The following is a 22,936-nucleotide window of genomic DNA, read 5'->3' as shown; positions in this document are numbered from 1 at the left end:
AAGGAGTGTCTTTGGTGTAAAATACCAATAGAACGTATGTTCTTGAACGATCTACCAAGCTGCGCTGGATGAGTTCGACAGCTTACCTGAATTGGACTTTGCTTGTGCTTTTGAACAGGATTCGGTAGTATTAAAATAGATGCGGTACCAACAGTATTTGAATCAGGAGACCATACATAAAAGAAGGAGGTGTGAAAAAATCAGTGAGATAAGCAATCAACCCACATATAAGCGCCAACGCTTTCTATTGGCGTTCCTCCGCCAACTTAATGACGGTGTGACAGCTACCGATTTGCAGAAATTGGTGTTCCTCCACACGATGACCGAGGGTTCAGATTTTTACGAGTTCGTTCCGTATAAGTTTGGCTCGTATTCATTTCAGCTGAAAGAGGATTTGGATATCCTCCAGCGGGATGGATTCGCGACCCTTGAATATATGCAAGATAGTACCAGGATTAAAGCCTTTGGTGATTTTCCGAGAGGAGCTTCTTTCCGAATTGCACCAGAGAGAGGCAATGCCCTTATCCGCAGAGCATACCGTGAATACCCGTATTATGCCATAAACAGCGAAATCACCAAGAAACTCTTTCACGGTGAGGAACTGGAGCGGTTCAATAACAGCAAGCAAGCCTATACTAAGACGGGGCAGGTCTTGTTTACCATAGGCTATGAAGGCAAGAGTATTGAAGCATTCATCAACACCTTAATCCAGAACGATATTCGATTATTGTGCGATGTCCGGAAGAACCCTCTTAGCCGTAAGTTCGGCTTTTCTAAAAAGAAACTCGAACACATCACACAGACAGTCGGAATAAGGTATGTTCATATTCCCGACCTTGGCATTGATTCCGATAAGCGTAGCTCCCTTGAAACGGCAGAGGAATTCCAAAGTTTGTTTGAGGATTACGCTAAAACTCTTCCACGCCGTAATGAATTTCTTGAGGGGATCTATACGCTGTTGCGTACAAACACCCGCATTGCTCTGATGTGCTTTGAACGCGAGCCCGAAATGTGCCATCGGCACGTTATCAGAGACTATATAGCTAAAACATACCAAGTAAGGAGCCAAGACCTATGATGCTTGAAAAGAAGCGCATTTACATCTTGGTCAAAACATACCCGACTATCTCCGAGCAATACTCGGAGTTGGTCTGTACCGCTGGCGTTCTTGAGGACGGCTCTTGGATTCGCCTTTATCCCATGCCTTTTAGGTTGCTGAACGACGACCAGAAGTACCCCAAGTACACTTGGGTGGAGGTTAATGCAGAGCGCAATACTTCAGATTTTCGCCCTGAGTCCTATCGCCCCGACATATCGACAATGGTCGTCGAGCCAAAACCCAAAAAGGTAAACTGGGATGAGCGGCGCAGGGTTATTTTCAATAACAAGCAAATTCACACTAATTTACAGAGGTTGATCGATGAGGCAAAGTCGCCTTCCAGAACATCCCTTGCTGTATTCAAGCCGACTAAGATACTCGATTTTGTGATTGAGTCAGATGATCGGGACTGGGACCCCAAAAAACTGGCTAGCCTGCAAAGTCAGTCTCAGCAACTGAATTTGTTCAAGACTATTGAAGAAATCGAGGAAGAGTTCAAAGTCGTGCAGAAAGTACCATACAAGTTCTCTTATCGGTTCGAGGACGATTCCGGCAAACAATCTAAAATGATGGTTGAGGACTGGGAAGTCGGAATGCTTTACCGGCATTGTTTGTATAGAGCAGGTAATAATGAAGCTGCAGCAACTGCAAAGGTTAAAAACAAATATCTTGATACGTTCTTAAAGCATGATACGTACTTCTTTCTAGGCACAACAAAACAGTTCCACAATGTCGCCCCCAACCCATTTATTATCGTTGGCGTCTTCTACCCGCCGATGCCCTCCCCCAATCAGCAGATGAGTTTGTTTGATTTTATTGATGGAATCTAATATTCATCATGGAAAGCGAAGAAAATTCCCCCTCCCCCACACCTTGCAATTCCTCCCAAACCAGCTATAATTAACACTAGGTGGAAATTAAAAAGTCGCCGTGACCTAAGAGTGTTGCAGCACCCTCAGGCACGAGCAGGTGACGAGAGCACCTACACGTAACAGTCCAGCTGTCCACGACGACATCCTTATTATACAATGCCGCCCCTTTCCGCACAAGCGAAGCGCCTGTGCCTCGGGTGAAGTGACTGTAATAAGGTAAGGTGTCGGTAAGGAACAGAGCAGACTGTGCGGCTTCACGCAGCAATAGATTCAACCTATTCCTGACCCAGCCAGCGGAAAGGGTTTGTTCGCATACCGATTATGCGGACCGCTTTTCTGTTCACAGCCGGTTTGTTTTCGGTTGATTGGGGTTAGGTGTTAGGATTCAGCAGATAACGAAGCATGGCACATGTGTAGGGTGAAAAAACCTCGCATGTGCTTTTTAATTTCCCCTATCAAAGCAGACGGCGGGACCGGGTCAAGGCCCGGAGCCTCGCCGCTGCTTGAAATAGGGGGTAGAGACTGGAATGACGGACTATAAAAAAATGTATTTTCAACTGGCGGCTAAAGTTGCTGATGCTATGGATCTCCTTTTAAAGGCACAGCAGGAGGGAGAAACCGAATTCATGGATGGAGAGCCGTTTCCGGAGAGCAAAGCCGTGGTCATTCAAGATGAAGGCTGTGATTATGACTAAGAAAGTTTTGGACTTAATCACAAAAACACGGAAATCGGATTTGTCCCCAAACGCGACAACGTTGTCGTGTTTGGGGACATGTCATGTTTGAACTGTCTATTGCACCGGAATACCTATGCAGCATTGCTCGAGCGGTCATCAGCATAAAAGAGATAGGCGTCATCCTTTCTGGGACAACGCCTATCTCTTGCCTTTCCGTACCGGTTTGGGGTATAGTTCAATAAGTTTCCCTATTAAACCGGGCCTTTGGCCGCTAATGTATTATTTATAGTATTAAGGCTTACCGTTTAAGTCTGCCGCCAACTGTAATGAACATTATTATAAAACGAAGCGAGATCCAATTCAACGGGAGGGCTTCCTATCATTCGTCAACCCCAGCAAATAATCAACACTGGTTTTATAAAACCGCGCAAGCTTTATCAGCGAAGTGCTGGGAATATCGAGTGCCCCGCTTTCATACCTGGAGTAAGTCGCCTGACTCACCTTAAGTAAATCTGCCAAATCCTGCTGAGTCAGATCCCGGTCTTCCCGTAAATCGCGCAACCGTTGATACATCATGAATCACCTCGAGCTCATTCTATAGTATGCAATAATCGCATATTGATTTTTATGCGAAAAACGCATAATATGTAGAGGAGAGTATTTTTGAGGTGATTACTGGTGACAAATTACAGCGAGATGTATCATATTTTGTTCAACAAGATTACAGATATTATTGAAGAACTTCAGGATGTTCAGCGCCAGACTGAGGAGATGTACTTGCAGTGTCAGAAGCATGAGACCATTGCTCTCCAAGTTTACAACATCAATCAATCCAAGCATGTTGGGGATACAGTTAAAAACATAGAGAAACGACCTTTACGGTAAAGCTTTTATTCATACACAGATTTCGTGATCACCAAAATAATATAAGATAATCTATGTATTGAGTGATTAGGGGACGTGGCGAATGAATAAATGACAATCTGTGGCTCGTGTGCAAAGGAAGTTAAAACGGCAGGACCGGGTCAAGACCCGGAGCCTTGCCGCTGCTTAAAATGTTTCCTGAGAGCAAAGCCGTGGTCATTCAAGATGAAGGCTGTGATTATAACTAAGAAAGTTTTGGGACTTAATTAAAAAAACGCGGAAACCGGATTTGTCCCCAAACGCGACAACGTTGTCGTGTTTGGGGACAAATTTATGCCGGCTGTAAAGCCCCCTTGCGCAGGCAGGAAAAAGCAGACCATGGTGGAAGTATACAGAAAAAGGATTCATAAACAATTGGAAAGAAGGTTGAGTTCATGAATGCTATGCCTTTTCACCCGCCTACGGATTATTACTGCAAAGAATTAGCTCCTCTGGACGAAGAGATCTGCTCCCTCCTTGCCAAGCGCAAAGAGCTGTCCAATCAAAATCCCGGTTTTCCCGATCCGGACCTGATTGCCCAGTGGAGCCAGGCCTTTGGCCTTAAAGAATATTGGTTATGCCTGGTTTTTGCTCATTTGCTCAGTGAAGAGCAGATCCACATACCGGTAGAGCCGGTTGAGTTTCTGAGATTTATTCCCGTGTTAAGATCAGTGACCGTTGACAAATTGTCTCATACTGTAACCTATCTAAAACAATACAGCAATGCCAGTATTGTGTATATCGAAACTGAAGTGATCACCCCTGAACCCTTTGGCCATCTGGGCCATGCCATGTTTGAACTGTCTATTGCACCGGAATACCTGTGCACCCTAAACGGAGGGGGCGGTTCAGGTAAAACAATGCAGCATTCCTTCGTGGTGACGCCGCCCTTGCCGGACGATGTCAGTGAGGTGGAATTCCATTTTAAAGTTAAACCTTTGCCGGAGCCGGAATTTCAGAGGGTTCTCCTTAAAGAAATTACGGTGACCATTTGACAAGAGGCTTATCCAGGAATGCGACAACGTTGTCGCATTCTTGGACATGTTTCGTGCCGGCCGTTACTCTGAGCGGTCTTTTTATGAACAAGGAACCCTTGCCTGATTCTGAATAAGAAAAAGACAATGGACCGCCGGCCAAGTGACCTTAGCCGGCAATCTCAAGGCATTTATTTAAGGCTCAGACTCCACGCAGCCTTCTCTAAGGCTGAACTGGATCGAACAAATCATTGACGACGGTGTTGACGATCTTGATGTCCTTGACTCCCGTAAGGGCGCCGCTGGTCGTCATTAAAATATCTTCCTCTATCATCCGATCCATGACGGACAGAATTTCAGCCTGGCTCAGATCCTCCCGGGGGTTGAGAATCGACAGGGTGAATGTCTTTCCTCCGGCAGTACTGAAACTGAGCCGGAGGATTTTATTGGTTGAAATCGCCATTAAGCTCCATCCTTTCGTTTTTGATTTTCCCGTCCATTATTCTTCCTTCAGCCGGAAATTCTTTTTCAACTGCACATCCAGAACCGGGTGAAGGGAGAGGCTGAACAGGGCCTGGGCGATTTCATAGAGCGCTTCCTCGGAAGCATCGGGACGTACATAGCTTATACTCTTCTGACGGCTCACCGGCGCTCCGGCAGGTGTGTAGCCGTCCTGATAGACCACTACCAGTGCAGAATTGAGTGGTTCAGACACAATGGCCATTCAATTCAACTCCTCTTTTTTCATTATCAGACCGGATATCCGGCCTGTCTCTATACTCTATGATCTGGTTCCCCCGGAGGTTACAGCCGGAGCAAAAAAATATGGAAAAAAAGCTTGTCCAGGGCCGCGACAACGTTGTCGTGTTCCTGGACATTGTTTAGGCGGCGGTCACTCCGGCCGGCGGCCCATAGGCTATGGATAGAAGGTGCAGAAGATTTGCCGGTCAGGTCAGGAGAGGCTACCTGTTTTTGCCCTCCTGCAGTCGGTTGAACAGCTTCATGAGTGGCGTCACGTCCTTGAGTAGATCCATACGTCCCTCGCTGTCGCAGAGGTTGTTCACAAAACGGCTGATCAGCTTCATATTTATATTTTTCGCCACAAAATCAAAATCCTCGTTAGTCATATTCTCCAAAAACCGCCTGAGAATCAGTGAGTTCTCATAATTGGCCCGCAGCGGCTTGGTAAGCTCGGCGTAGTCCCCGAGACCGCAGATGTCGTAAGCGCTGTAAACCCCGGTCAGAATGGAAGTGAATTGCCCGAAGCCAAATCCAGGGGATACCGCCCCGAAGCAATTGCCCGTAAAATACGTGTTTTCCAGCTTCGGTTGATTGCAGATGCCGACGATATAATGTTTGAATGAGAATTGATCGGTCATGCGGAATTGCTGATGCAAATCCTGGCTGACCATGCCGTAGAAGTGATTCCACATCTCCTCGTGATCCCGCTTGATATTGCTGGGATAATCCGGACTGAACATCACCACATTGGCTTCCTGATCCGAATAGGGGATGACCCAGCCGTAGCCCTTGGGGAGCACGTCGCAGTCAAACCAGACATGGGGCGTATCCGCCTGGAAACTGCCCGTTACGGTAGCGCCGCGGACGGAGCCGGTGAAGTCGGCCCGAAAGTTGCCCAGGCGGCAGGCATATTCGGCATCCCCCGTCGCCAGCACCACCGCGTCGAAGCCCTTGCACAGCGTCTCGTATTCCTGCTCCGAATGGTATTCGATGGGGGCTGAGACCTGGTCCCTGAGTTGCCTGTCGTAGGAATCCTCGTGCCTTCCCCGTATGTTCAGGTAGCCGATATCCCCGCTGATGACGCCCTTCTCGTGTTTGGAGTGGATCTCGATTTGGGAGACCTTTGTCAGTGGGTCCAGCCGGATGCCGAATTTTTCCCGCAGATAGGGGACGCAGTTTTTTACCGGCCGGTTGAGAATGTGGAACATGCTCTCCGCGTTGACAAAACGATCCCCAACGCCGGCTCTTTTCTCAAAGATGAACGGCGTAATGCCGTGCTTTTCCAAGGTGATGGCGCAGGATAACCCCGCCATTCCCGCTCCTATGATGGCAACTTTCATAATCATTGTTTCCTTTCATCCGATTCAATGCGCGTTTGATCGGTGGTTTTTAGAAAATTAGGGCGCTTGGGTGAAATACTTTTGTCCGGAAAAAGCTTTCCCAAAAAATCCTCGCGGTTGAAAGGCGCGCTGGGTGCGGCGTAGGCGACGCCAAAGCTGTTGGAAGAAACGATCACGGTCACGATCAGGCACAGGCCCAGGGTAAAGCCGATCAAGCCGAAGACCGCGGAAAGCAGAATCATGAGAACCTTCAAGATCCGGAAGGGGTTCATCAGGGTATAATCCGGGATCATGAAGGAGGCCAGCAATTCGGTGGAAACGATGATCAGCAGCAGTGGGCTGTACATGCCGGATGCCATGGCGGCCTGTCCGATGATAATCGCCCCCAGAATGCCGATGGCCCCGCCGATCTTCTTGGGAATGCGCAGCAAGGATTCCCGGATGATTTCCACGATGATTTCCAGCTGTACAATGCCTGTAAAGGCGTTAAAGGGCACGTTGGCCCGCATAGCCGCCAGGGTCAGGATATATTCCGAGGGGAGCGTGTCATGATGAAAGGAAATGATGGCGATATACAGCGCACCCAGGGTAATGGAAAGAAACAAGGCGATGAACCGCAGGCCCTTGGTGAGGAGGGCCAGGTATTTATTGTCGTAGATGTCGTCGCAGGAGATGAGAAACTCATGGAAAACCTTGGGGGCGATCAGCCCCAGCCCGCTGCCCTCCACCAGGATAATGACCTTTCCCTCCAGCAGTGCGCCGCAGGCCATATCCGACCGTTCCACAATGCCCGTTTGGGGGAAGAGGCTCCATTTGCTGTTGAGGATCTGCTTTTGCAGTTCGCCGGATTCGACGATGCCGTCTATCCTTATCTTGGCAATCCTCTGTAGGATATCCTTCACAATGCCGGGATTGGCGATATCCTCGATATAGACCACGGCCACCGAGGTTCTGGTTCGTTTCCCTGTTTCCAGCATGGCGATTTTCAGCCGGGGATCTTTGATTCTATACCGGATCAGGGACAGATTGGTGTCGAGATTCTCAATGAAGCAGTCCCGCGCCCCGCGCAGCGTGTATTGTAGTTCCGGGCTGTCAATGCTTTTGCTTTCAATCTTTTTGATATCTGACACGATATAACGCCCGCCCCAGGGACCCAGCAGCACGGTATATCCATCCAGCAGATAAGCGTCTATGGCGTCGGGATTGTCATCCAGCGCGCAATGATCCACATACAGGACCCGATCCCGGAGCTCTTCTGCCGGGGGCGTTTTCCCGGCGGCGGCGCGGGCAATCAGCGGCTTGAGTATACACTCGGACAGCAGCGCCCGGTCGGTGAGCTGCCGGATAAACAAAACCGTGATGGCATCCCCGCCCGTACAGGGAACGACCCGCGCCGAAATGCCGCTGAGCCGCGTGCTGATTTTGTCGATGTCGATAGGATGGATTGCTGATTTTGTCATGGCTTATGGCTCCTGGGGAAGCTCGCTCCGGACGAGTGTGACCTCGGTCGTGACCTCCGTCGCCGCGTCACTATAGGCCTGCTTCCAATCGATAGTTTTGAAGGTACTGTTATGCTGCGCCCGAAAATACCGGTAAATCCCCAGATAATCCAAGGCGTATTCCTTTTGCGAGGTATCCAGGGCCTGTACGATATCCTGCAGGACCGCCTCCTCAAGAAGGCGCTGCAAGGCCTCCCGGTCCCCTATAGTGGCCGGCTGCGCCGTGGACGCATAGTTCAGCACGGCCTTAAACCCCATTTGAATTTGGATCATGAGCTCTTCATCGGCATACGTCGTGGTGATTTTTTTGTTGTTAAGCGTAACATCCAGCTCATACCGGTTCGAATTCAAAATGACTTCGTAATGAAAACTGCCGTGGGGATTGAGGAAAAACACCACTCCACGCCGTTGGTCCTGTGGGATAAAGCCAACCTTTTTGCCGTTTTCAAAAACCGTATATCCGGTCAGCGTGATATGGGAGTCCACGACGCCCATGGCGGGGATCAAAAACCCCACCTTTTTTACCGCCAGCGCCTCCAACAGATCGCCGATATCCACAAAAAATGAGGAGCCCTCCTTCATCAGGTTGTCCTGTATGTTATCAATGGCCAGCCCCACCGAGGACGCGTTGTCCAGCTCGGCCTTCAGCAAATCCTCCGGCTCATCGGCGGAGGTGATGATTTTGAGGGATTTTCTGGTGTTGCGCTGGGTCCGGCTCCGGTTCAGATATTCCTCCACATCCTGGAATGCCAGTCTGTCGGTAAAAATCAGCACCTTTAAGGCGCCCAGATAAACCGGCCTGCTGCTTTTGCGATTCAGATCATCCCGGGCTTGGGTATACGTTTCCCCGCTGGCCTTGATGATCGAAAAGTTCAGGTTGCCCTGTCCGCCGGTGCCGCCTTTTCGTGACTGACCGCCCAGATCGGCGACTTCCCCATAGAAATGGTACTCTCCATCCTGATAATCGATCACTTCCGCGATGTGAATATTCTCCTGCTGGATATCGGTCGAATCCCAGCAGCCCCACAGCAGCGGCAGGCAGAGGGCAAGAGCGGTTAACTTCATGAGCTTATTCAGGCTTTATCACCACCCTCTTTACGTACTGCCACGGGACCGGAACAGATGGGCCACCCACAAGACAAAGGGGATGACAAAGGCCGGCAGCAGTCCGGTATACGTCGTGAAGCGATTGAACACCAGCAGCACATCCTCCGCGTTGGGAATCAGCAGGCCTGCAGCATAAGCCGCCCCGCCGATGGCGAGCATCGGCGTCACCCCGGTCAGCTTGGGAATCAGCTTTTTCGCATAGGCCGCCGACGCAAACATGAGCAGGGAAGTGGTGCAAAAGATGGAGGTGAGCCACCCCATGATGAAAAACAGATCCAGCCGCTTAGCAAATTGCAGGGCGGTGATGTCCAGCCTGCGAATCGCGGTCAGAACCGGATAATCGTAATTGACGATATCATCGATGCTTAGAATAGAATAGCAGCCTTCCAACTGAACAATAAAAAACGTGCAGGCGACCAGAACTGCAATCCCCGCCGTGAGCAGCGCTTGGGAACCGTTGCGTCTGGAAAGGGGGATGACAGTGATGACCTCGAAGCCCAAAAAAACAAAGATAGCAGACGGAACCGCCCGGATATAGCGGCTTATCTCCGCCGGGTCGATCAGGGGCAGGTTATTCAGCGGGTTTCCCTGGGTAAAGGCAATAATCTGCAAAATAAAGCCCGTTATCAGCACGATCAGGCCCAGGTATTCAAGAATCCTGCCCAAATTGGTAAGCCCTTTTGACGCGGCGTATAGGGAGACGCTCATAATCAGCAGCATCGTGGCCCAAATGGGCGTTTTATATAAAATCTCCGCCTGGATGATATCGGCCGCGGACCGGACGAAAAAGGCGAGAAAAATAAAAAAGTAGATAAGATAGATACCGCAGAAAATACGGGATATGGCTTTCCCCACCAGCAGCTCGCTGTATTCCGCCAGCGCTTTCCCGCGGTAGAGGCAGCCCAAGTGGATGATCAGCAGAACGTCGGCCACGAAAAAGACGGCAGCGATGAGCAGGCTCAGCCACGCCCCTGTTCCGGCGGCCTCGCTCATGATTTTCGGCATGACCACCGCGCTCAGGCCAACTGTGGAAATGATGATAATAAAAAACAACTGTCTGTTTGTCACACTGTTTGTCAAGGACTCATCCCGCAATTCACGTTTTTATTAATCATTCCCATTTATCGGCTATCTACTCATGGGGCGGGATCTTTCAGCGCATATTAGCAGCTGAAGAGAGTCTATGGTAAAGGCTAAATTTGCTGTTTATGTACAGCCGCTTGGATACATCGTGGCAAGACATAGTTATCTCAAAGACATTGAAACTTGCCGATTTCAATTGGTCGGTTAGAAAAATAGAAATAAAGCATGTTCAAGAATGCGACAACGTTGTCGCATTCTTGAACATGCTTGTGTCGGCTGTCACTCTTAACAGGCAGATCATATGCTATAGATAGTAAAACAGTAGATTTTGCCAGGTGCAAGAGAGGATGGATTAGATGATCGATGAATTGACGACCGGCCGGACCCCCGTTGTGATTGCCTCAGAGATCAATACCATGAAGCGGCAGATGGAGAAAATCCTCCTTGTTCATGCCATCGAAATCGGGCGCAGGCTCAAAGAGGTCAGAGCCATGATTCCCTATGGGGAATGGGGGGATTGGCTGAAAGTATCCGTCAACTACTCCCAAAGAACCGCCCAGCGTCTTATGGCCCTTTTTGACGCTTATGGTGAATACCTTTCCTTGCCCCCAGCCGGGGAATCTTCTCAGAACCGGGCGATGCTCCAAGGCGGGGAGGGGCTTCAGACTAAGGAAGGCCGGACGCTGCCCAACCTGACCTTTGTGCAAGCATTGACTCTTTTAGAGCTTCCCGAGGAAGAGCGGGTTGAGTTCCTGATGGAGATGGATGTGGAAGGCATGAGTACCCGGCAGCTGAAACAGGCCGTTGAGCAGCGGCAAGAGGCCCGGCGGGAAGCAGATCAAGCCGTGACCGAGCGGGATCAGGCCAGGCAGGAGAGCACAACTCTTCGTGATGATCTGGACAAGGAAAAGAATAAAAATGCCCGGTTGGCCGCAGAACGGGACGGCCTGAAAGCCGCAATCCATGGTTTGGAGAGGGTAAAGGGAGAGCTGGAGCAGGAGATCGAGAATAAGAAGGCCTCTTATGACAAACTGAAAGAGCGCTCAGGCTATAAAACCATCAAAAAGATGGAGGTATCTCTGAATGAAGCCTATGGCAAGGCCGAGGCCAATAAAATCGCCTTCTTATATGACAGCCTCTTCAAGACCTTTAAGGAATTGGCCTATGAAATGACCAAGTTTGCCGGTAAAAACCAGGAGCTCCATGCCATATATAAGGAGAAGATCCATGATTTCCTCCACAATGCCTTGCGGGAGAAGCTGTGAAGAGTGCTGCCCATAAAGCAAACCAGGCTTCCCGGGAGTATGCACTCTTTAGGAAGCCTTTCTTTTTTGCTGTATTTGTCGACATAGTTGTCGTTAAATTCCTCTCGAGTGCTTTAACTCACTATACTTCTTTCGGAGGTCTATGACAACTATGCTGACTCCGGTGTGTTATATTCAGTTGCAGTCAGAGGGATATCATTTTATAATAGAATATATGTTCTGTGTCGGAATGGGCTTTTCTATCTGATATTATAGATGCTGAGGACTTCGGCCTAGCTGTTTTAAAGTGATATGTTTTAATTGAATACAAGGAGAGTGCTGTAAATATGGAAGATGTGGGGAAAATTTTAATCTACCAAAATGAAAAAGGGGATTCCAAAATCGATGTATATTTCGAAAATGGTGATATTTGGCTCACTCAGCATTCACTTGCCCAACTCTATCAAACTACTCCGCAAAACATAACCATTCACATTAAAAATATCTATGCAGACAAAGAATTAAGCGAAGAAGCAACTTGTAAGGAATTCTTACAAGTTCAAATTGAGGGTACACGACATGTTGAGCGCCGCAAAAAGCATTATAATTTTCAGATGGTGCTTGCTCTTGGCTATCGTATTCGCTCTCATGTAGGTATGCATTTCCGCAATTGGGCTTCTGGCGTGCTGACCGAGTACAGTAAAAAAGGCTTTGCCATGAATGATGAGCGGTTGAAGAACCCTACTGCTTTCGGTGAGGACTACTTCGACGAGTTACTGGAGCGTATAGCGGAGATTCGCGCATCTGAAAAACGTTTCTATCAAAAAATCCAGCAGATATATGCGACCTCTGTAGACTACGACTCAAACCTAGAGAGAACACGTCTATTTTTTCAGACCGTTCAAAACAAAATGCACTACAGTGTACATGGATACACAGCGGCGGAACTTATTGTTAAACGTGCCGATGCCACCAAACCTAATATGGGCTTGACTTCTTTTAAAGGAGCCCGGGTGCGTAAAGGTGATGTGGATATCGCCAAAAACTATTTAAATGAGCAAGAACTGTCTGGGCTCAACCGTATTGTCACTATGTATCTTGATTATGCCAGAGATCAGGCGGAGCGCCGTGTTCCTATGCATATGGCGGATTGGGAAGAGAAGTTGGATTTGTTCCTACGGTTTACGGGGAGGGAAGTATTGGCTAATGCTGGTAAGGTATCGGCGGAGATCGCCAAAGCGCTGGCAGAAAAACAATATGAGATTTATGATGCAAATAGACGCGTTCAGGAAGCGGATATTACTGCGCTTACGGAAGATATAAGTTTGCTTAAGGTGCTAAAAAAGAAATAAAATCAAAATCCGGCAATATAACCGCACCCATTATCATCGGGGCTACAATCTCTTCATTGATGGCGAAGCAAAAGAGATGAAAGCTTCGTTTTCCGTTGCCATCAAATTTAAAGTCCTCCGCAGCAGTGCTTGAATTTCTTGCCGCTTCTACAGGGGCAGGGGTCATTGCGGCCGGTTTTTTGGCGGGTTTTCAAATCGGTGACAGTAGGATTAGAGGATTTAGAGTGAGGGCTGCCCAGGGTTTGACCGGAAGGGGCCGGTCGGACTGCAGGAGTGGCAAAGGGCAGGTTTGTATCAAAAGGTATATGAAGGTTCTTGGGCTGTGAAGAGAGGCCGGGATTGGCCCCGGTGCCGAGTTCGGCAGGGGAATGTCCTTTCAGTGTCCATTGCCGGGTATTATTCCAGAAGAACATAACCACATCAGCCAGACGCTGTACGGATTCAACATCGGGAAACTCTATTGTCGTCTTTAAGAAATCAAAAATGGCGGAAGGCTCGTTAATCTGATTAACGATATGCTGGCATTCTGCAGCGAGATCCTTGGCTTCTTTTTCAGTCATTTGATAGTGAGTCGAAAAGTAATCATGCAAGCGTTGAAAGGCGGGAGTGTCATCAAAATAATCGGGCGCTCCTGCCTTGAGCAGTTTGCTTTTGCTGAATCGATAATAATCAACATCGGCACGAGCCCGCTGCTCTTTCAGCAGAGCATCCACGTCGTGTACGTTTTGATGGGCCCAGTAGCCATAGGAGTCCATCCTGGGGGCATCATAATATTCACCCCCACGAAGCAAAATGGTGTGAAACTCCTGATAATCAGGCCGTACTCCCGTGAGTTCTTCAAGCTTGGCAAGTATGGTCATGTGGCCCATTACCCCATAATAGTATAACATTCCGTAGGTCAGCCCCAGCCATTCGTATTCTGTTTGAGCTTGCTTTGCAGGGCTGCATCATGCTCAAGAGTCTGAAAGACGTCCTGAAGTTCACTGGGCATAAAAAGCACTTTCTGCCCCTGGGAGGAACTGGACAAGACAAGCCCGGTTTTTCGCCAATAATTAACAAGTTTATGGTCATAAGCATCGGCCAGGACGGCTTGGAAGACTTTATCATCTTCACTGACGAATTGTTTCAGAAAGAGATAGCGATGTTCATCCATGAGCTTCAATTCCTGGGTGATTCGGCAAGGCAGCTGTTGAACGAGATAATGAACCAAATCTTTTTTCTTCAGCGAGCTGATATTTCTGAAGCCATAGTGCCGGGAGATGTCCTGGAGTTCATCTTTGCTCAAGGCCAGCAGAAGTTCTTCATAGGTCTGAGGCAGGGTAATCTCTTTCCAAAGCTTCTTATCCAGATATTCCGCAGCGTCGCTTTTCATCTGGTCTAATGCAATAAGCAGATTCTTATAGACTTCTTTATCTTTCATAGTTGGCGATCCGTCCTCTCGATGAGCGTATAAGCTGAGGATACCAGATTGTCCCTTTGACGTAAACTATGACTTAGAAAGCAAAATCCCTGTCAGAACAGCAGGTGTTTTTCTCCCAAGCAGGAATCGACAATAATTAGGAGAATTATATCGAAAATGGAGAAACCTCCGGCAGGAGAAGGGAGAGAGACCTGCAGGGCAGTGACTATCGCTGCGGACATAACATTCTTAACCATGACCTTAAGTAACTGGAAAATATTCTGCATGCCGCAGGCCTCCATACGGTTGAAATTATCGTCTACCTTTCCTCCCTTTTGTTCCCCAACCGCCCTTACCATGCCCTGCTTAAGGACGATAAGCTACAGACGGAAGAGGCCAACAATCCTCTCAATGATTCCATCAAAGCCCGAGATCTTTTCTTTGACGAGGTTACCGCTTTTCAACAAGCGGAATCCGTCCTGAAGGTCATTTTTCACATGCTTTTAAAGGGGCAAAAGGAGTTCAGTGCCTTTTTCCACTTTATCGGCTATCCGGGAATCCAAGCTGGAAGATTTCCCAGGGGGACACAGCGAAGCGATCCTTATCTCAACCATCCAAAAAGCCAAAGGACGGGATTTTGATAATGTCTTCCTAATGCTGGAGAACTTCAATCTGGGAACAGAGGAAGCGGTGCGGTAGCTCTATGTGGCCATGACCCGGGCCAAGCGCAATCTGACCATCCACTACAACGGCAGCTATCTGGAGATGATCAGGGGGGTGGAGGGCCTTGAGCAGGTTGAGAATTCAGAGGACCACCAGCCGCCCCGCCCCTGGCCTTGCAATTAACATTCAAGTCCATTAAGCAGAAAGGGTATACCCCGGGGAAGGCAAGAATCCGGTTTATCGTCTATTGGCTGAAGGATGAGGCGGAGATAAGTAATTAGCCTATTCATATTTCATAGGATTCTCGAAAAACGAAAGGAGAGTGAACGGCAATTGTCCTTGACTAACTTAATCGAAGATAATCCGGATATTAAAAAGAAATTTCCTTTACTTAAGCCTTTCTTAAAGAACCAACACAATGAAATAATAGTGAAAGATGCATGGAAATCGCCAATAACGGTTAAAAGTATAGGTAAATATCATGAACCCGGACAGATCGGAACTGCTTTTGATTATGTGGTTCGGGCTTTGTTAGCTGAGAAAATAGGCTCTGTAAATTCCGAAAAGGAATTAATTGCAGAGAAGGGATTAAAGCTTTTTCCTAATGTCATGATGTGCCTATTTTCCCAACTGGCGATTTTATAATTGATAATGAACGACTTTTAGGTTGTAAAAAGGTATCTAAGAACCTAAAAGAGGTTTTGGATTTTCTTCAGAATCGACTTAGCAAGGCTTTAAGCCATAGAAAGAAGTTTATAAACAAGGAATGCTCCTTGAATCAAGTCATCAGTGATTCAATTTTTCTTGCAAAACTTGATGAAACTTTTAGGACAAAATCCATTCACGTTGCGGATTATTTTTTTCAGGAGACAGAAGGGAAAACATATTTTTCCCAAAGGCGAACAATTACAGATCAGGATATGGTAGATAATATAAGCCAGCTAGCTGAGGTTTTCTGTGTTTTTTTAGAAACTGTATCATGGAGAGATTTATCTTTAAATCCTACTTTTGGGGAGTACAGCGCAATAGTTGGCGGAGCAGATGCCGATTTTATTGCAGACAACTGTGTTGTTGATCTTAAAACAAGTAGCAAATTAGACTATAAAGGGGATGATTTTGCCCAAGTTCTTGGGTATGCAGTTAATTCCCTATAATTGTTTTTTGGATTTGCTGGCTAACAAGTTTGATAACTGGAGGCATAAGAATGGCAAAGTACTATGGTCATGACCCGATTGAACTAAATAAAATATACGACCTTGCTCTTCAATGGAAGAATGACTGTCTAATTAATGACGGGTGGCTTCTTTGGCCAGGAGAAAGTATCTGGACTTTGGACAATCTCCAAGACTTCAAACGCTGTTTTGTTGATAACCCGGACGAAACGGCCGATTCATTTGAGGAGAAGTTTAAAAAGCAATTGGCTGGAGAATCTTCGGACGTAACCAAGCTAGCGTGCGAATTATTGTTTATTTACTTTCTTTTCCCATCAGATACTAATGGTAAAACCAAAGTGAATTTAATCAAAAAAGTAGCATCTTGGAAAGGTCTTAATGTTCCACTAACATCAAACCTTAATGTGTTGCTTGAAAGTAAAGGTATTGGCAAACCGGGCACGGCATTTCATACAAGAAGACCTTTTGAGCTTTCTTACTTATGTTATATCGGCTTAGGAATCAAACGGTTGAATCATTCTGAACGAAATAACCTAATAGATAATCATAAAGACTTTAGGGTATTTATAGATGAATTAAGGCAGCGCAGTAATTATGCAATGCGTAATATCATCCTTCACCTTCTATACCCAGAGTATTATGAGCGGATTAGCAGTAACGGAAATAAGCAACAAATCTACAACGAGTTCAAAAGGATTATGAAAGGTAGCAATTTTCCTGATAATATTGACGATGCTATTTATAAAATCCGTCGCTACTTTGAACAAAAGAATCCAAGTAGCACATTTGACTTCTATAATGAACCTTTAGTAAGTATGTGGAAAAATGAAGATCCTGAAAAAATTGTCATGGAAGCTAGTGAAGATTATTCCATCATCGACAATGACAACTTTAATGAAAGGAGGCAAAATAAAATGACTAATGACTTGAATAAGAATATGGTTTTATTTGGCCCCCCGGGTACCGGTAAAACATACAGCGTTATTGAACGTGCATTAGAAATTATTGATAAAGAAAAATACAGCAACCTAATCAATAATCCAGACAAACGGGAAGCTGCCGTCAAAGAATTTAAAGAACTATTAAATATTGGTCAGATAGCTTTTTGTACGTTTCATCAATCGTACGGTTATGAAGAATTTGTTGAGGGATTAAGAAGTGACGGTAACGGAGGATTTGAACCCAGGGATGGGATATTCAAAATGATAAGTAATGCTGCAAGATCCAGTGCAAAAGACAATGTCAAAGGATATGACTTTGATGAAAAGAAGATTAACTTTTTTAAAATGTCTTTGGGGAATACCAATGATGGAGAAGAAGATATTTTCGACTATTGTCTTGACCATAATGTAATTGGTCTTGGCTGGGGCGTAGATATAGATTATTCGGACTGTGTTGATCGAAAAGCCATTCGGAAAAAATATGAAAGCAAATACGGGGATCAGGATTCCTTTAATATTGTTGCTGTTGACCGATTCAAAAACCGTATGACAATAGGGGATATTGTGTTTATATCTCATGGAAATGCCAAATTGAAAGCCATTGCCAGAGTCACGGGAGATTATTATTACGATGAGAATACAACAATAGAATTTAATCATTTTCACAAGGTTGAATGGCTTTATGTCAATAAAGAGCCTATGGTATCGGTGAAACAAATTTTAATTAATAAGAACTTTTCCCAGCAAGCGATCTATATGCATTCTAAAGATGACATCAATTTTGACAGCTTAAAAAGTTACTTGTCCCCTAAAGGTGGCATGAATAGAAACTATGTTCTAATTATTGATGAAATCAATCGGGGTAATATCTCCAAGATTTTCGGGGAACTGATTACCTTAATCGAACCAGATAAGCGTTTGGATGCTGACAATGAAGTGACGGTAACATTGCCTTATTCTAATGATTCATTTGGTGTCCCTCAGAATTTATATATCATTGGTACTATGAATACGGCTGACAGATCCATTGCCTTACTTGACACAGCATTAAGACGACGGTTCAACTTTATCGAACTCAGCCCGGATTATTCCATTCTTGATACCGATGTGGAGGGAATCAATGTACAAAAGCTCCTCAAAGCCATCAATGATCGAATCGAATATCTTTACGATCAGGATCACTTAATCGGGCATGCCTATTTTATAGATAAGCATTTATCCGTTCCCAAACTTGTTGCAATAATGAAAACCAAAGTTATTCCGCTGCTCCAGGAATACTTTTATCTAGACTGGGAAAAGCTTGAGCTACTTTTAGGCGGGGCAACGGATAATCTCCAGCAACAACAAGAGTATTTCTTATTTAAGAAAAAACTGGACCCCAGTCAAATCTTCGCCAGAAATTTAGAATACGATCAATCTACCAAAATTAGTTATACTATCGTAGCTGAGCCTAATGAAAAGGCCTTAAAGCGGATTTATGGCGATAATTAATCGGGGAGAGATCACTTTGAAGCATCTAGTAGTAGATGAGGGGACATCAAGAATTCCCATAACCAGAGAAGATAAAGATTATTCATTAACAATAGCTGAAGCTAAAGAGCTGAGAGAATATCTTAGGACACAGAAACTGGAGAAACAGTGTTTTTTGTGGAGCTTGGACAGCATTAAAATAATAAATTATGTAGGATTTATTCAGCTATCTACGGTTTCACTTGAGATATTACCCAAAGTATCTTCACATAAGAATTCTCGAGAAGTATTGCTTAACATGCTCATTGTCAGCCGGTATCTTGAGATCAATTATTCGGCTTTAGCAGGGCTTCAATTAGCAAAAAAAAATTTATTTGAGATTTTTGGTTACATCTTTGCTTTAAAGTTGAAACAGGAATTATTCTATGGCATCTATTCTACATACCAAGAATGCGAAAATAATCTCTCCTTTCAAAAAGGTAAGATTGTCTTTTCCCGGCAGATCAATAATGCATTGAAACATATCCCTAAGGCTTATTGCAACTACCATGAGTTCACCGCTGATAATGATCTGAACCGTATGTTCAAATTCGTTATTAATTTGCTATTAAGAAAAATTGAAACGGCTAAGACTTTGGATTTGTTGCGGTATTGTTCTTTAAATTTCCAAGATGTATCGGACATTACTCCCAACATAGTCGATGCGGATAAGGTGTTCTTTGATAGGACCAATCAGCGTTTTTCCCCGGCATTTTCATTAGCTAAGCTCTTCCTTGCCAATTGTTCCACAGTTGCTACGGCTGGTGGATACTTTTCGTTTTCTATCTTGTTTAAAATGAACGATTTGTTTGAACGCTATGTCTCGGTAATTGCGAGGAAAGCACTAAGTCCTTACAAAGTCAATTTGCAGCATAAAGAAATTAAATTGCTAATCAGCGAGAAGAATGACAAAGGAGTTTATTGGCTAAAACCTGATATGGTTGTGGAAAGTGAAAGTAGTCAATTGGTCATTGATACTAAATGGAAAATCATTAGCTCTCAATATTTTAGACATGGCGTAACTCGGGAGGATTATTTTCAAATGTATGCTTATTTGACGAGATATATGGATGCTAAGGCAGCTATTCTTCTCTATCCTTATAATGAGAATATTCCAACTGGGCCGGGTGCCCAATTGGAATCATACTACCTTGAGAACAATAACAATAAGAAGCTTAAGGTGTATAGCATAAGCTGGGATGATAACGATAAAACTGCTCAGGAACTTATGAAGATTGTTAGAGAAAATGAAATTGAATGTACATAAACTTTGGCTTTGCAAGGGAAAACGAAACCATTTTAAATTGTACGCTTTGAAAACGACCGCAGCTGACGGCAAAAAGCACTTGACCGACGTTGCGGATACAGAACAACTTTTGCGAATCATTCAGTCGATCCCTTCTCAGAAAGCAGAGCACTTTAAGTTGTAGCTGGCATCCGTCGGGAGGGAACGAATCGAGGAAACCCATCGAACCGGAATTAACCAGCGCTCACAGGCAATCCAAGTGCGTCTTCCCAGTAGAATCTTGTGCCAATAGAACTTGTACGGTATAATAACGTATAAGATAAAATTAGGTGGTGAGCCTGTGCCGGAAAAGCCCTACACCCCGCCATACAGCGTTACGGACGCCATGATTCACTTAGTTGCTGAAATCAGCGAACAAGTGGGTGTTGTTACCGTAAAGAATGAGAGTGCTGTTAACCCCCATTTACGCAGAGATAATCAAATACGGACGATTCATTCCTCCTTGGCGATTGAAAACAATTCTCTGTCCCTGGAACAAATGACGGATGTGATCCATGGCAAACGTGTTCTTGGCGTACCAAAGGAAATTCGTGAAGTAAAAAATGCTTACGAGGCATATAATCTCCTGTTATCCTTTGATCCGTGTCATATTGACGATCTTTTAAAAGCACATAAAATCCTCATGCTGGAATTGACCAATGAATCCGGTCGCTTCCGTTCCGGGGGTGCTGGTGTTTTTGCCGGGAGTGAACTGGTACACATGGCTCCGCCGGCTGAACTTGTGCCAAAATTGATCAGTGATTTATTTCATTGGGTAAAAAATGCCGATACACATCCTCTCATCAAAAGTTGTCTATTTCATTATGAGTTTGAGTTCATACATCCCTTTGCCGATGGTAACGGGCGTATGGGCCGGATGTGGCAAACTTTGTTGTTAAGCCGTTGGAAGCCGGTCTTTCATTGGCTTCCGGTAGAAACCCTGATTCGCGAACGGCAAAACGAATATTATAAAGTACTGGCTCTCGCCGACAAAGCCGCGGATTCCACTGCCTTTATTGAATTCATGCTTAGGGTAATTCGCGATAGTTTGCGGGAGCTTATTCAAACCGAACAAGTACGCGAACAAGTGACCGAGCAAGTTGAACGCCTGATGATGGTCTTAGGAAATGAAACCCTATCGGCAAAAGAGCTTTTAGAGCGGCTCGGGCTCAAACACCGTCCTACGTTCAGTATTAACTATTTGCGTCCGGCCTTGGAACTTGGGTTGATCGAAATGACTGTGCCGGATAAGCCAAACAGCAGCAGACAGAAATACCGGGCAATTAAGAAAACAAAATAGCCTGTTCTTTCATGGTCTTAACAGAGGGAGTGGATTCAATGAACTTAGCTGATTTTCAGGACGAAATCGAAGAAGTGATTCTGGAACGCGGCCATCAATACTATCAGGAAGGCTGTGTCCGCTCTCTGGAAGAGATAGAGCCCAACGTTTATCAGGCCAAGGTAAGCGGCAGCGATTTTTATCTGATCCAGGTGGAACTGGATGAAGAGAATAATATCATGGCCAGTAGCTGCAGCTGCCCCTATGACTGGGGTGAAACCTGCAAACACGAAGCGGCAGTTTACTTTGCTTTGCAGAAGAGGTTGAGCGGGGGTAACTCCCCTAACAGCAGGAAGAAGGCCGAAGCGGCTTCTAAGGGGAGCAAAGCGGTTTTACCCAAAAAAGACCTGAAGCAAATCCTGGCGGAGACTTCTCAGGAAAATCTGATTGGTTTTCTGCTCACTCTGGCAGGAGAATCAGCGGAGATAAAAGCCCGGTTGGAGCTTGCCTTCGGAGGCGGGAACGAACAAGAGGAGATCAAGCGCTGCAGTAAACTGATCCGCAGCTATCTTGATAAGAACTCTGATCGTTATGGCTTTATCGGCTATCAGCAAATGGACGAGGCCTTGACCGGGGCGGAGCTGGTTCTGGAAAAAAGCCGGGACGCCTTGCTCAAGGGCAACCCCTTGCTGGCGGTCCGCCTGGCCTTGCTGGTCATGGCCGAGGTCGTGGATCTGGAAGGGGACGACTCTGATGGCGGGGTCGGTGCCCTGATGAACGAAGGACTTTACTTGCTGGATGAGGTGGGGGAAATGGACGACCTGCCTGCAGCCACCCGGGAATCCATCCTTGCCTTAATTCTGAAGGAAGCTGAGAGTCGGCGCTATTATGGAGAAACAGGGTGGCAGACTGACCTTCTCAGCCGTTGTGTCCCCTTTGCCGCCACTCCGGAAGCACGTAAAAGACTGGGAGATTTTCTGCAGAAGCTGCTGACCGCCAACCAAAAGACCGACTGGTCTTCGCAATATCGCATTGAGAACATTCTGGAGATTCAATACAGCCTGCTGGTTCGTTTTGAATCCGCAGCCCAGGCGGAGTTTTTTCTCAATCAGCATCTGAACTACGGCTCCTTTCGGGAAACCGCGATCCGGCTGGCTCGGGAACAGGGGGATGAGGAGAGGATCGTCCGGCTTTGCCTGGATGGGGAAGAGCAGGATCAGGAGAAGTTTGGTTTGGTGACCCGCTGGAAAGAATACCGGTATCAATCCTATATCCGCACCGGACAGCTGGCAGCCCAGCGCAGTCTGGCTTTGGAATTCATTGAGGGCGGGAGCTTCCCCCATTATCAAGACTTAAAAGGCACCTATTCCGCAGCGGAATGGCCTGCTGTTTACCCGGCTATCCTGGAACGGCTGGCCGGCCAAGGGAACCGGTACCGGAGCATCTACACCCAAGTCCTGGTGGAGGAACAGGAGTGGGAAAAACTCATGGCTTACGTCCGCACCACTCCTTCCAGTGTTGATACTTATTATAAGCATCTGGTGCCTGAGTACCGAGAAGAAATTTGCCGGATTTTCCGTAGCAATATCAAACAGGCGGCAGCCAGGGCCAGTACCCGCAGCCATTACCAAGTGGTCTGCGCTATGGTTCGGACCTTGAAGAAAGCCGGCGGTGTGAAAGATGCCAGGGAAGCAGTGCGGGAATTGCTGCTCATGTATCCGAGAAGACCGGCCATGCGGGACGAACTGGGCAAGCTCAAACTGGATTGAAGCCTGCCCCTATTCCCTTGCATTCTGC

The 22,936-nt window shown here is 46.4% G+C and carries 25 protein-coding genes and 1 pseudogene; 16 read left to right on the top strand and 10 right to left on the bottom strand.

Features of this window, described 5'->3' with window-relative positions; translation table 11 throughout:
- The first annotated feature begins 157 nt into the window (after window positions 1-157).
- From BUA14_RS00965 to BUA14_RS27720, 3 genes are all read left to right on the top strand, one after another.
- Entirely contained in the window at window positions 158-1,078 is a 921-nt protein-coding gene (locus BUA14_RS00965; RefSeq protein WP_178371583.1) for a DUF488 domain-containing protein, read from the top strand.
- Window positions 1,075-1,929, top strand: a complete 855-nt coding sequence (locus BUA14_RS00960; protein ID WP_207649518.1) for a hypothetical protein — start codon at window positions 1,075-1,077, stop codon at window positions 1,927-1,929. The genes BUA14_RS00965 and BUA14_RS00960 overlap by 4 nt, the downstream gene beginning before the upstream one ends.
- 569 nt (window positions 1,930-2,498) lie before the next feature.
- Window positions 2,499-2,666, top strand: coding sequence for a hypothetical protein (locus BUA14_RS27720; RefSeq protein ID WP_015942922.1), 168 nt, complete (start codon window positions 2,499-2,501; stop codon window positions 2,664-2,666).
- A gap of 342 nt (window positions 2,667-3,008) precedes the next feature.
- Here the strand turns inward: BUA14_RS27720 and BUA14_RS00950 are convergent, their stop codons facing one another.
- Window positions 3,009-3,221: a helix-turn-helix domain-containing protein gene (locus BUA14_RS00950; RefSeq protein ID WP_026184197.1), complete on the bottom strand. Its 213-nt coding sequence runs from the start codon at window positions 3,219-3,221 to the stop codon at window positions 3,009-3,011.
- A 105-nt stretch (window positions 3,222-3,326) separates the two neighbouring features.
- Here BUA14_RS00950 and BUA14_RS00945 point away from each other — a divergent pair, with 105 nt between their 5' ends.
- Both BUA14_RS00945 and BUA14_RS00940 read left to right on the top strand, forming a co-directional pair.
- Window positions 3,327-3,533, top strand: a complete 207-nt coding sequence (locus BUA14_RS00945) for a hypothetical protein (RefSeq protein WP_072770858.1) — start codon at window positions 3,327-3,329, stop codon at window positions 3,531-3,533.
- Window positions 3,534-3,946: 413 nt separating this feature from the next.
- Window positions 3,947-4,546 carry a hypothetical protein gene (locus BUA14_RS00940; RefSeq protein WP_072770857.1) on the top strand — a complete coding sequence of 200 codons (600 nt, stop codon included), beginning with the start codon at window positions 3,947-3,949 and terminating at the stop codon, window positions 4,544-4,546.
- Between the two features lie 202 nt (window positions 4,547-4,748).
- Here the strand turns inward: BUA14_RS00940 and BUA14_RS00935 are convergent, their stop codons facing one another.
- The 6 genes from BUA14_RS00935 to BUA14_RS00910 form a co-directional block, all read right to left on the bottom strand.
- Window positions 4,749-4,988 (bottom strand): DUF2922 domain-containing protein, encoded by a 240-nt coding sequence (locus BUA14_RS00935; protein ID WP_005814795.1) that lies wholly within the window; start codon window positions 4,986-4,988, stop codon window positions 4,749-4,751.
- A gap of 36 nt (window positions 4,989-5,024) precedes the next feature.
- On the bottom strand, window positions 5,025-5,249 hold the full coding sequence (locus BUA14_RS00930) for a DUF1659 domain-containing protein (RefSeq protein WP_015942926.1): 225 nt from the start codon (window positions 5,247-5,249) through the stop codon (window positions 5,025-5,027).
- A 238-nt stretch (window positions 5,250-5,487) separates the two neighbouring features.
- Window positions 5,488-6,606: an NAD(P)/FAD-dependent oxidoreductase gene (locus tag BUA14_RS00925; RefSeq protein ID WP_072770856.1), complete on the bottom strand. Its 1,119-nt coding sequence runs from the start codon at window positions 6,604-6,606 to the stop codon at window positions 5,488-5,490.
- A gap of 2 nt (window positions 6,607-6,608) precedes the next feature.
- The gene (locus tag BUA14_RS00920) at window positions 6,609-8,066 is read right to left on the bottom strand and encodes a spore germination protein (RefSeq protein WP_072770855.1); all 1,458 of its coding nucleotides are present in this window, start codon (window positions 8,064-8,066) and stop codon (window positions 6,609-6,611) included.
- A gap of 3 nt (window positions 8,067-8,069) precedes the next feature.
- Window positions 8,070-9,170 carry a Ger(x)C family spore germination protein gene (locus BUA14_RS00915; RefSeq protein WP_072770854.1) on the bottom strand — a complete coding sequence of 367 codons (1,101 nt, stop codon included), beginning with the start codon at window positions 9,168-9,170 and terminating at the stop codon, window positions 8,070-8,072.
- Window positions 9,171-9,200: 30 nt separating this feature from the next.
- Window positions 9,201-10,292, bottom strand: a complete 1,092-nt coding sequence (locus BUA14_RS00910) for a GerAB/ArcD/ProY family transporter (protein ID WP_242954509.1) — start codon at window positions 10,290-10,292, stop codon at window positions 9,201-9,203.
- A gap of 359 nt (window positions 10,293-10,651) precedes the next feature.
- Here BUA14_RS00910 and BUA14_RS00900 point away from each other — a divergent pair, with 359 nt between their 5' ends.
- Window positions 10,652-11,560: a DUF3102 domain-containing protein gene (locus BUA14_RS00900; RefSeq protein WP_072770852.1), complete on the top strand. Its 909-nt coding sequence runs from the start codon at window positions 10,652-10,654 to the stop codon at window positions 11,558-11,560.
- A 326-nt stretch (window positions 11,561-11,886) separates the two neighbouring features.
- Window positions 11,887-12,891: a virulence RhuM family protein gene (locus BUA14_RS00895; RefSeq protein ID WP_035214382.1), complete on the top strand. Its 1,005-nt coding sequence runs from the start codon at window positions 11,887-11,889 to the stop codon at window positions 12,889-12,891.
- Between the two features lie 107 nt (window positions 12,892-12,998).
- Here the strand turns inward: BUA14_RS00895 and BUA14_RS28355 are convergent, their stop codons facing one another.
- From BUA14_RS28355 to BUA14_RS27715, 3 genes are all read right to left on the bottom strand, one after another.
- Window positions 12,999-13,781, bottom strand: a complete 783-nt coding sequence (locus BUA14_RS28355; protein WP_242954508.1) for a YecA family protein — start codon at window positions 13,779-13,781, stop codon at window positions 12,999-13,001.
- An 8-nt stretch (window positions 13,782-13,789) separates the two neighbouring features.
- Window positions 13,790-14,311 carry a hypothetical protein gene (locus tag BUA14_RS28350; RefSeq protein WP_242954507.1) on the bottom strand — a complete coding sequence of 174 codons (522 nt, stop codon included), beginning with the start codon at window positions 14,309-14,311 and terminating at the stop codon, window positions 13,790-13,792.
- A gap of 92 nt (window positions 14,312-14,403) precedes the next feature.
- Window positions 14,404-14,577 carry a hypothetical protein gene (locus BUA14_RS27715; RefSeq protein WP_178371582.1) on the bottom strand — a complete coding sequence of 58 codons (174 nt, stop codon included), beginning with the start codon at window positions 14,575-14,577 and terminating at the stop codon, window positions 14,404-14,406.
- A gap of 238 nt (window positions 14,578-14,815) precedes the next feature.
- Here BUA14_RS27715 and BUA14_RS27710 point away from each other — a divergent pair, with 238 nt between their 5' ends.
- From BUA14_RS27710 to BUA14_RS00860, 9 genes and pseudogenes are all read left to right on the top strand, one after another.
- On the top strand, window positions 14,816-14,989 hold the full coding sequence (locus BUA14_RS27710) for a hypothetical protein (RefSeq protein ID WP_157135368.1): 174 nt from the start codon (window positions 14,816-14,818) through the stop codon (window positions 14,987-14,989).
- 6 nt (window positions 14,990-14,995) lie between these two features.
- On the top strand, window positions 14,996-15,136 hold the full coding sequence (locus BUA14_RS28270; protein ID WP_005814774.1) for a hypothetical protein: 141 nt from the start codon (window positions 14,996-14,998) through the stop codon (window positions 15,134-15,136).
- 150 nt (window positions 15,137-15,286) lie between these two features.
- On the top strand, window positions 15,287-15,598 hold the full coding sequence (locus BUA14_RS00885; protein WP_072770851.1) for a hypothetical protein: 312 nt from the start codon (window positions 15,287-15,289) through the stop codon (window positions 15,596-15,598).
- A 128-nt stretch (window positions 15,599-15,726) separates the two neighbouring features.
- Window positions 15,727-16,107, top strand: a complete 381-nt coding sequence (locus BUA14_RS00880) for a hypothetical protein (protein ID WP_143153405.1) — start codon at window positions 15,727-15,729, stop codon at window positions 16,105-16,107.
- Window positions 16,108-16,157: 50 nt separating this feature from the next.
- Window positions 16,158-18,557 (top strand): AAA family ATPase, encoded by a 2,400-nt coding sequence (locus tag BUA14_RS28345; protein WP_242954506.1) that lies wholly within the window; start codon window positions 16,158-16,160, stop codon window positions 18,555-18,557.
- A 16-nt stretch (window positions 18,558-18,573) separates the two neighbouring features.
- The gene (locus BUA14_RS00870) at window positions 18,574-19,842 is read left to right on the top strand and encodes an McrC family protein (protein WP_072770849.1); all 1,269 of its coding nucleotides are present in this window, start codon (window positions 18,574-18,576) and stop codon (window positions 19,840-19,842) included.
- 20 nt (window positions 19,843-19,862) lie between these two features.
- Window positions 19,863-20,002: pseudogene (locus BUA14_RS29035) on the top strand (BRO-N domain-containing protein); the annotation flags it as partial.
- Window positions 20,003-20,161: 159 nt separating this feature from the next.
- Entirely contained in the window at window positions 20,162-21,160 is a 999-nt protein-coding gene (locus tag BUA14_RS00865) for a Fic family protein (RefSeq protein ID WP_242954505.1), read from the top strand.
- A 38-nt stretch (window positions 21,161-21,198) separates the two neighbouring features.
- Window positions 21,199-22,908: an SWIM zinc finger family protein gene (locus BUA14_RS00860; protein WP_072770848.1), complete on the top strand. Its 1,710-nt coding sequence runs from the start codon at window positions 21,199-21,201 to the stop codon at window positions 22,906-22,908.
- Window positions 22,909-22,936 lie beyond the last annotated feature (28 nt).

This window comes from Desulfitobacterium chlororespirans DSM 11544, from assembly GCF_900143285.1.
In the GTDB taxonomy this organism is placed as follows: domain Bacteria; phylum Bacillota; class Desulfitobacteriia; order Desulfitobacteriales; family Desulfitobacteriaceae; genus Desulfitobacterium; species Desulfitobacterium chlororespirans.
The sequence above is the reverse complement of the archived record's forward strand: the minus strand, read 5'-3'. Positions and strand labels throughout refer to the sequence as shown.

Excerpts from the sequence above, each read along its gene's own strand:
- BUA14_RS00960 (WP_207649518.1), top strand. The coding sequence starts at position 1,075 with ATGATGCTTGAAAAGAAGCGCATTTACATCTTGGTCAAAACATACCCG.
- BUA14_RS27720 (WP_015942922.1), top strand. The coding sequence starts at position 2,499 with ATGACGGACTATAAAAAAATGTATTTTCAACTGGCGGCTAAAGTTGCT.
- BUA14_RS00950 (WP_026184197.1), bottom strand. The coding sequence starts at position 3,221 with ATGTATCAACGGTTGCGCGATTTACGGGAAGACCGGGATCTGACTCAG.
- BUA14_RS00940 (WP_072770857.1), top strand. The coding sequence starts at position 3,947 with ATGAATGCTATGCCTTTTCACCCGCCTACGGATTATTACTGCAAAGAA.
- BUA14_RS00935 (WP_005814795.1), bottom strand. The coding sequence starts at position 4,988 with ATGGCGATTTCAACCAATAAAATCCTCCGGCTCAGTTTCAGTACTGCC.
- BUA14_RS00930 (WP_015942926.1), bottom strand. The coding sequence starts at position 5,249 with ATGGCCATTGTGTCTGAACCACTCAATTCTGCACTGGTAGTGGTCTAT.
- BUA14_RS00925 (WP_072770856.1), bottom strand. The coding sequence starts at position 6,606 with ATGAAAGTTGCCATCATAGGAGCGGGAATGGCGGGGTTATCCTGCGCC.
- BUA14_RS00920 (WP_072770855.1), bottom strand. The coding sequence starts at position 8,066 with ATGACAAAATCAGCAATCCATCCTATCGACATCGACAAAATCAGCACG.
- BUA14_RS00915 (WP_072770854.1), bottom strand. The coding sequence starts at position 9,170 with ATGAAGTTAACCGCTCTTGCCCTCTGCCTGCCGCTGCTGTGGGGCTGC.
- BUA14_RS00900 (WP_072770852.1), top strand. The coding sequence starts at position 10,652 with ATGATCGATGAATTGACGACCGGCCGGACCCCCGTTGTGATTGCCTCA.
- BUA14_RS00895 (WP_035214382.1), top strand. The coding sequence starts at position 11,887 with ATGGAAGATGTGGGGAAAATTTTAATCTACCAAAATGAAAAAGGGGAT.
- BUA14_RS28355 (WP_242954508.1), bottom strand. The coding sequence starts at position 13,781 with ATGTTATACTATTATGGGGTAATGGGCCACATGACCATACTTGCCAAG.
- BUA14_RS28350 (WP_242954507.1), bottom strand. The coding sequence starts at position 14,311 with ATGAAAGATAAAGAAGTCTATAAGAATCTGCTTATTGCATTAGACCAG.
- BUA14_RS27715 (WP_178371582.1), bottom strand. The coding sequence starts at position 14,577 with ATGCAGAATATTTTCCAGTTACTTAAGGTCATGGTTAAGAATGTTATG.
- BUA14_RS28345 (WP_242954506.1), top strand. The coding sequence starts at position 16,158 with ATGGCAAAGTACTATGGTCATGACCCGATTGAACTAAATAAAATATAC.
- BUA14_RS00860 (WP_072770848.1), top strand. The coding sequence starts at position 21,199 with ATGAACTTAGCTGATTTTCAGGACGAAATCGAAGAAGTGATTCTGGAA.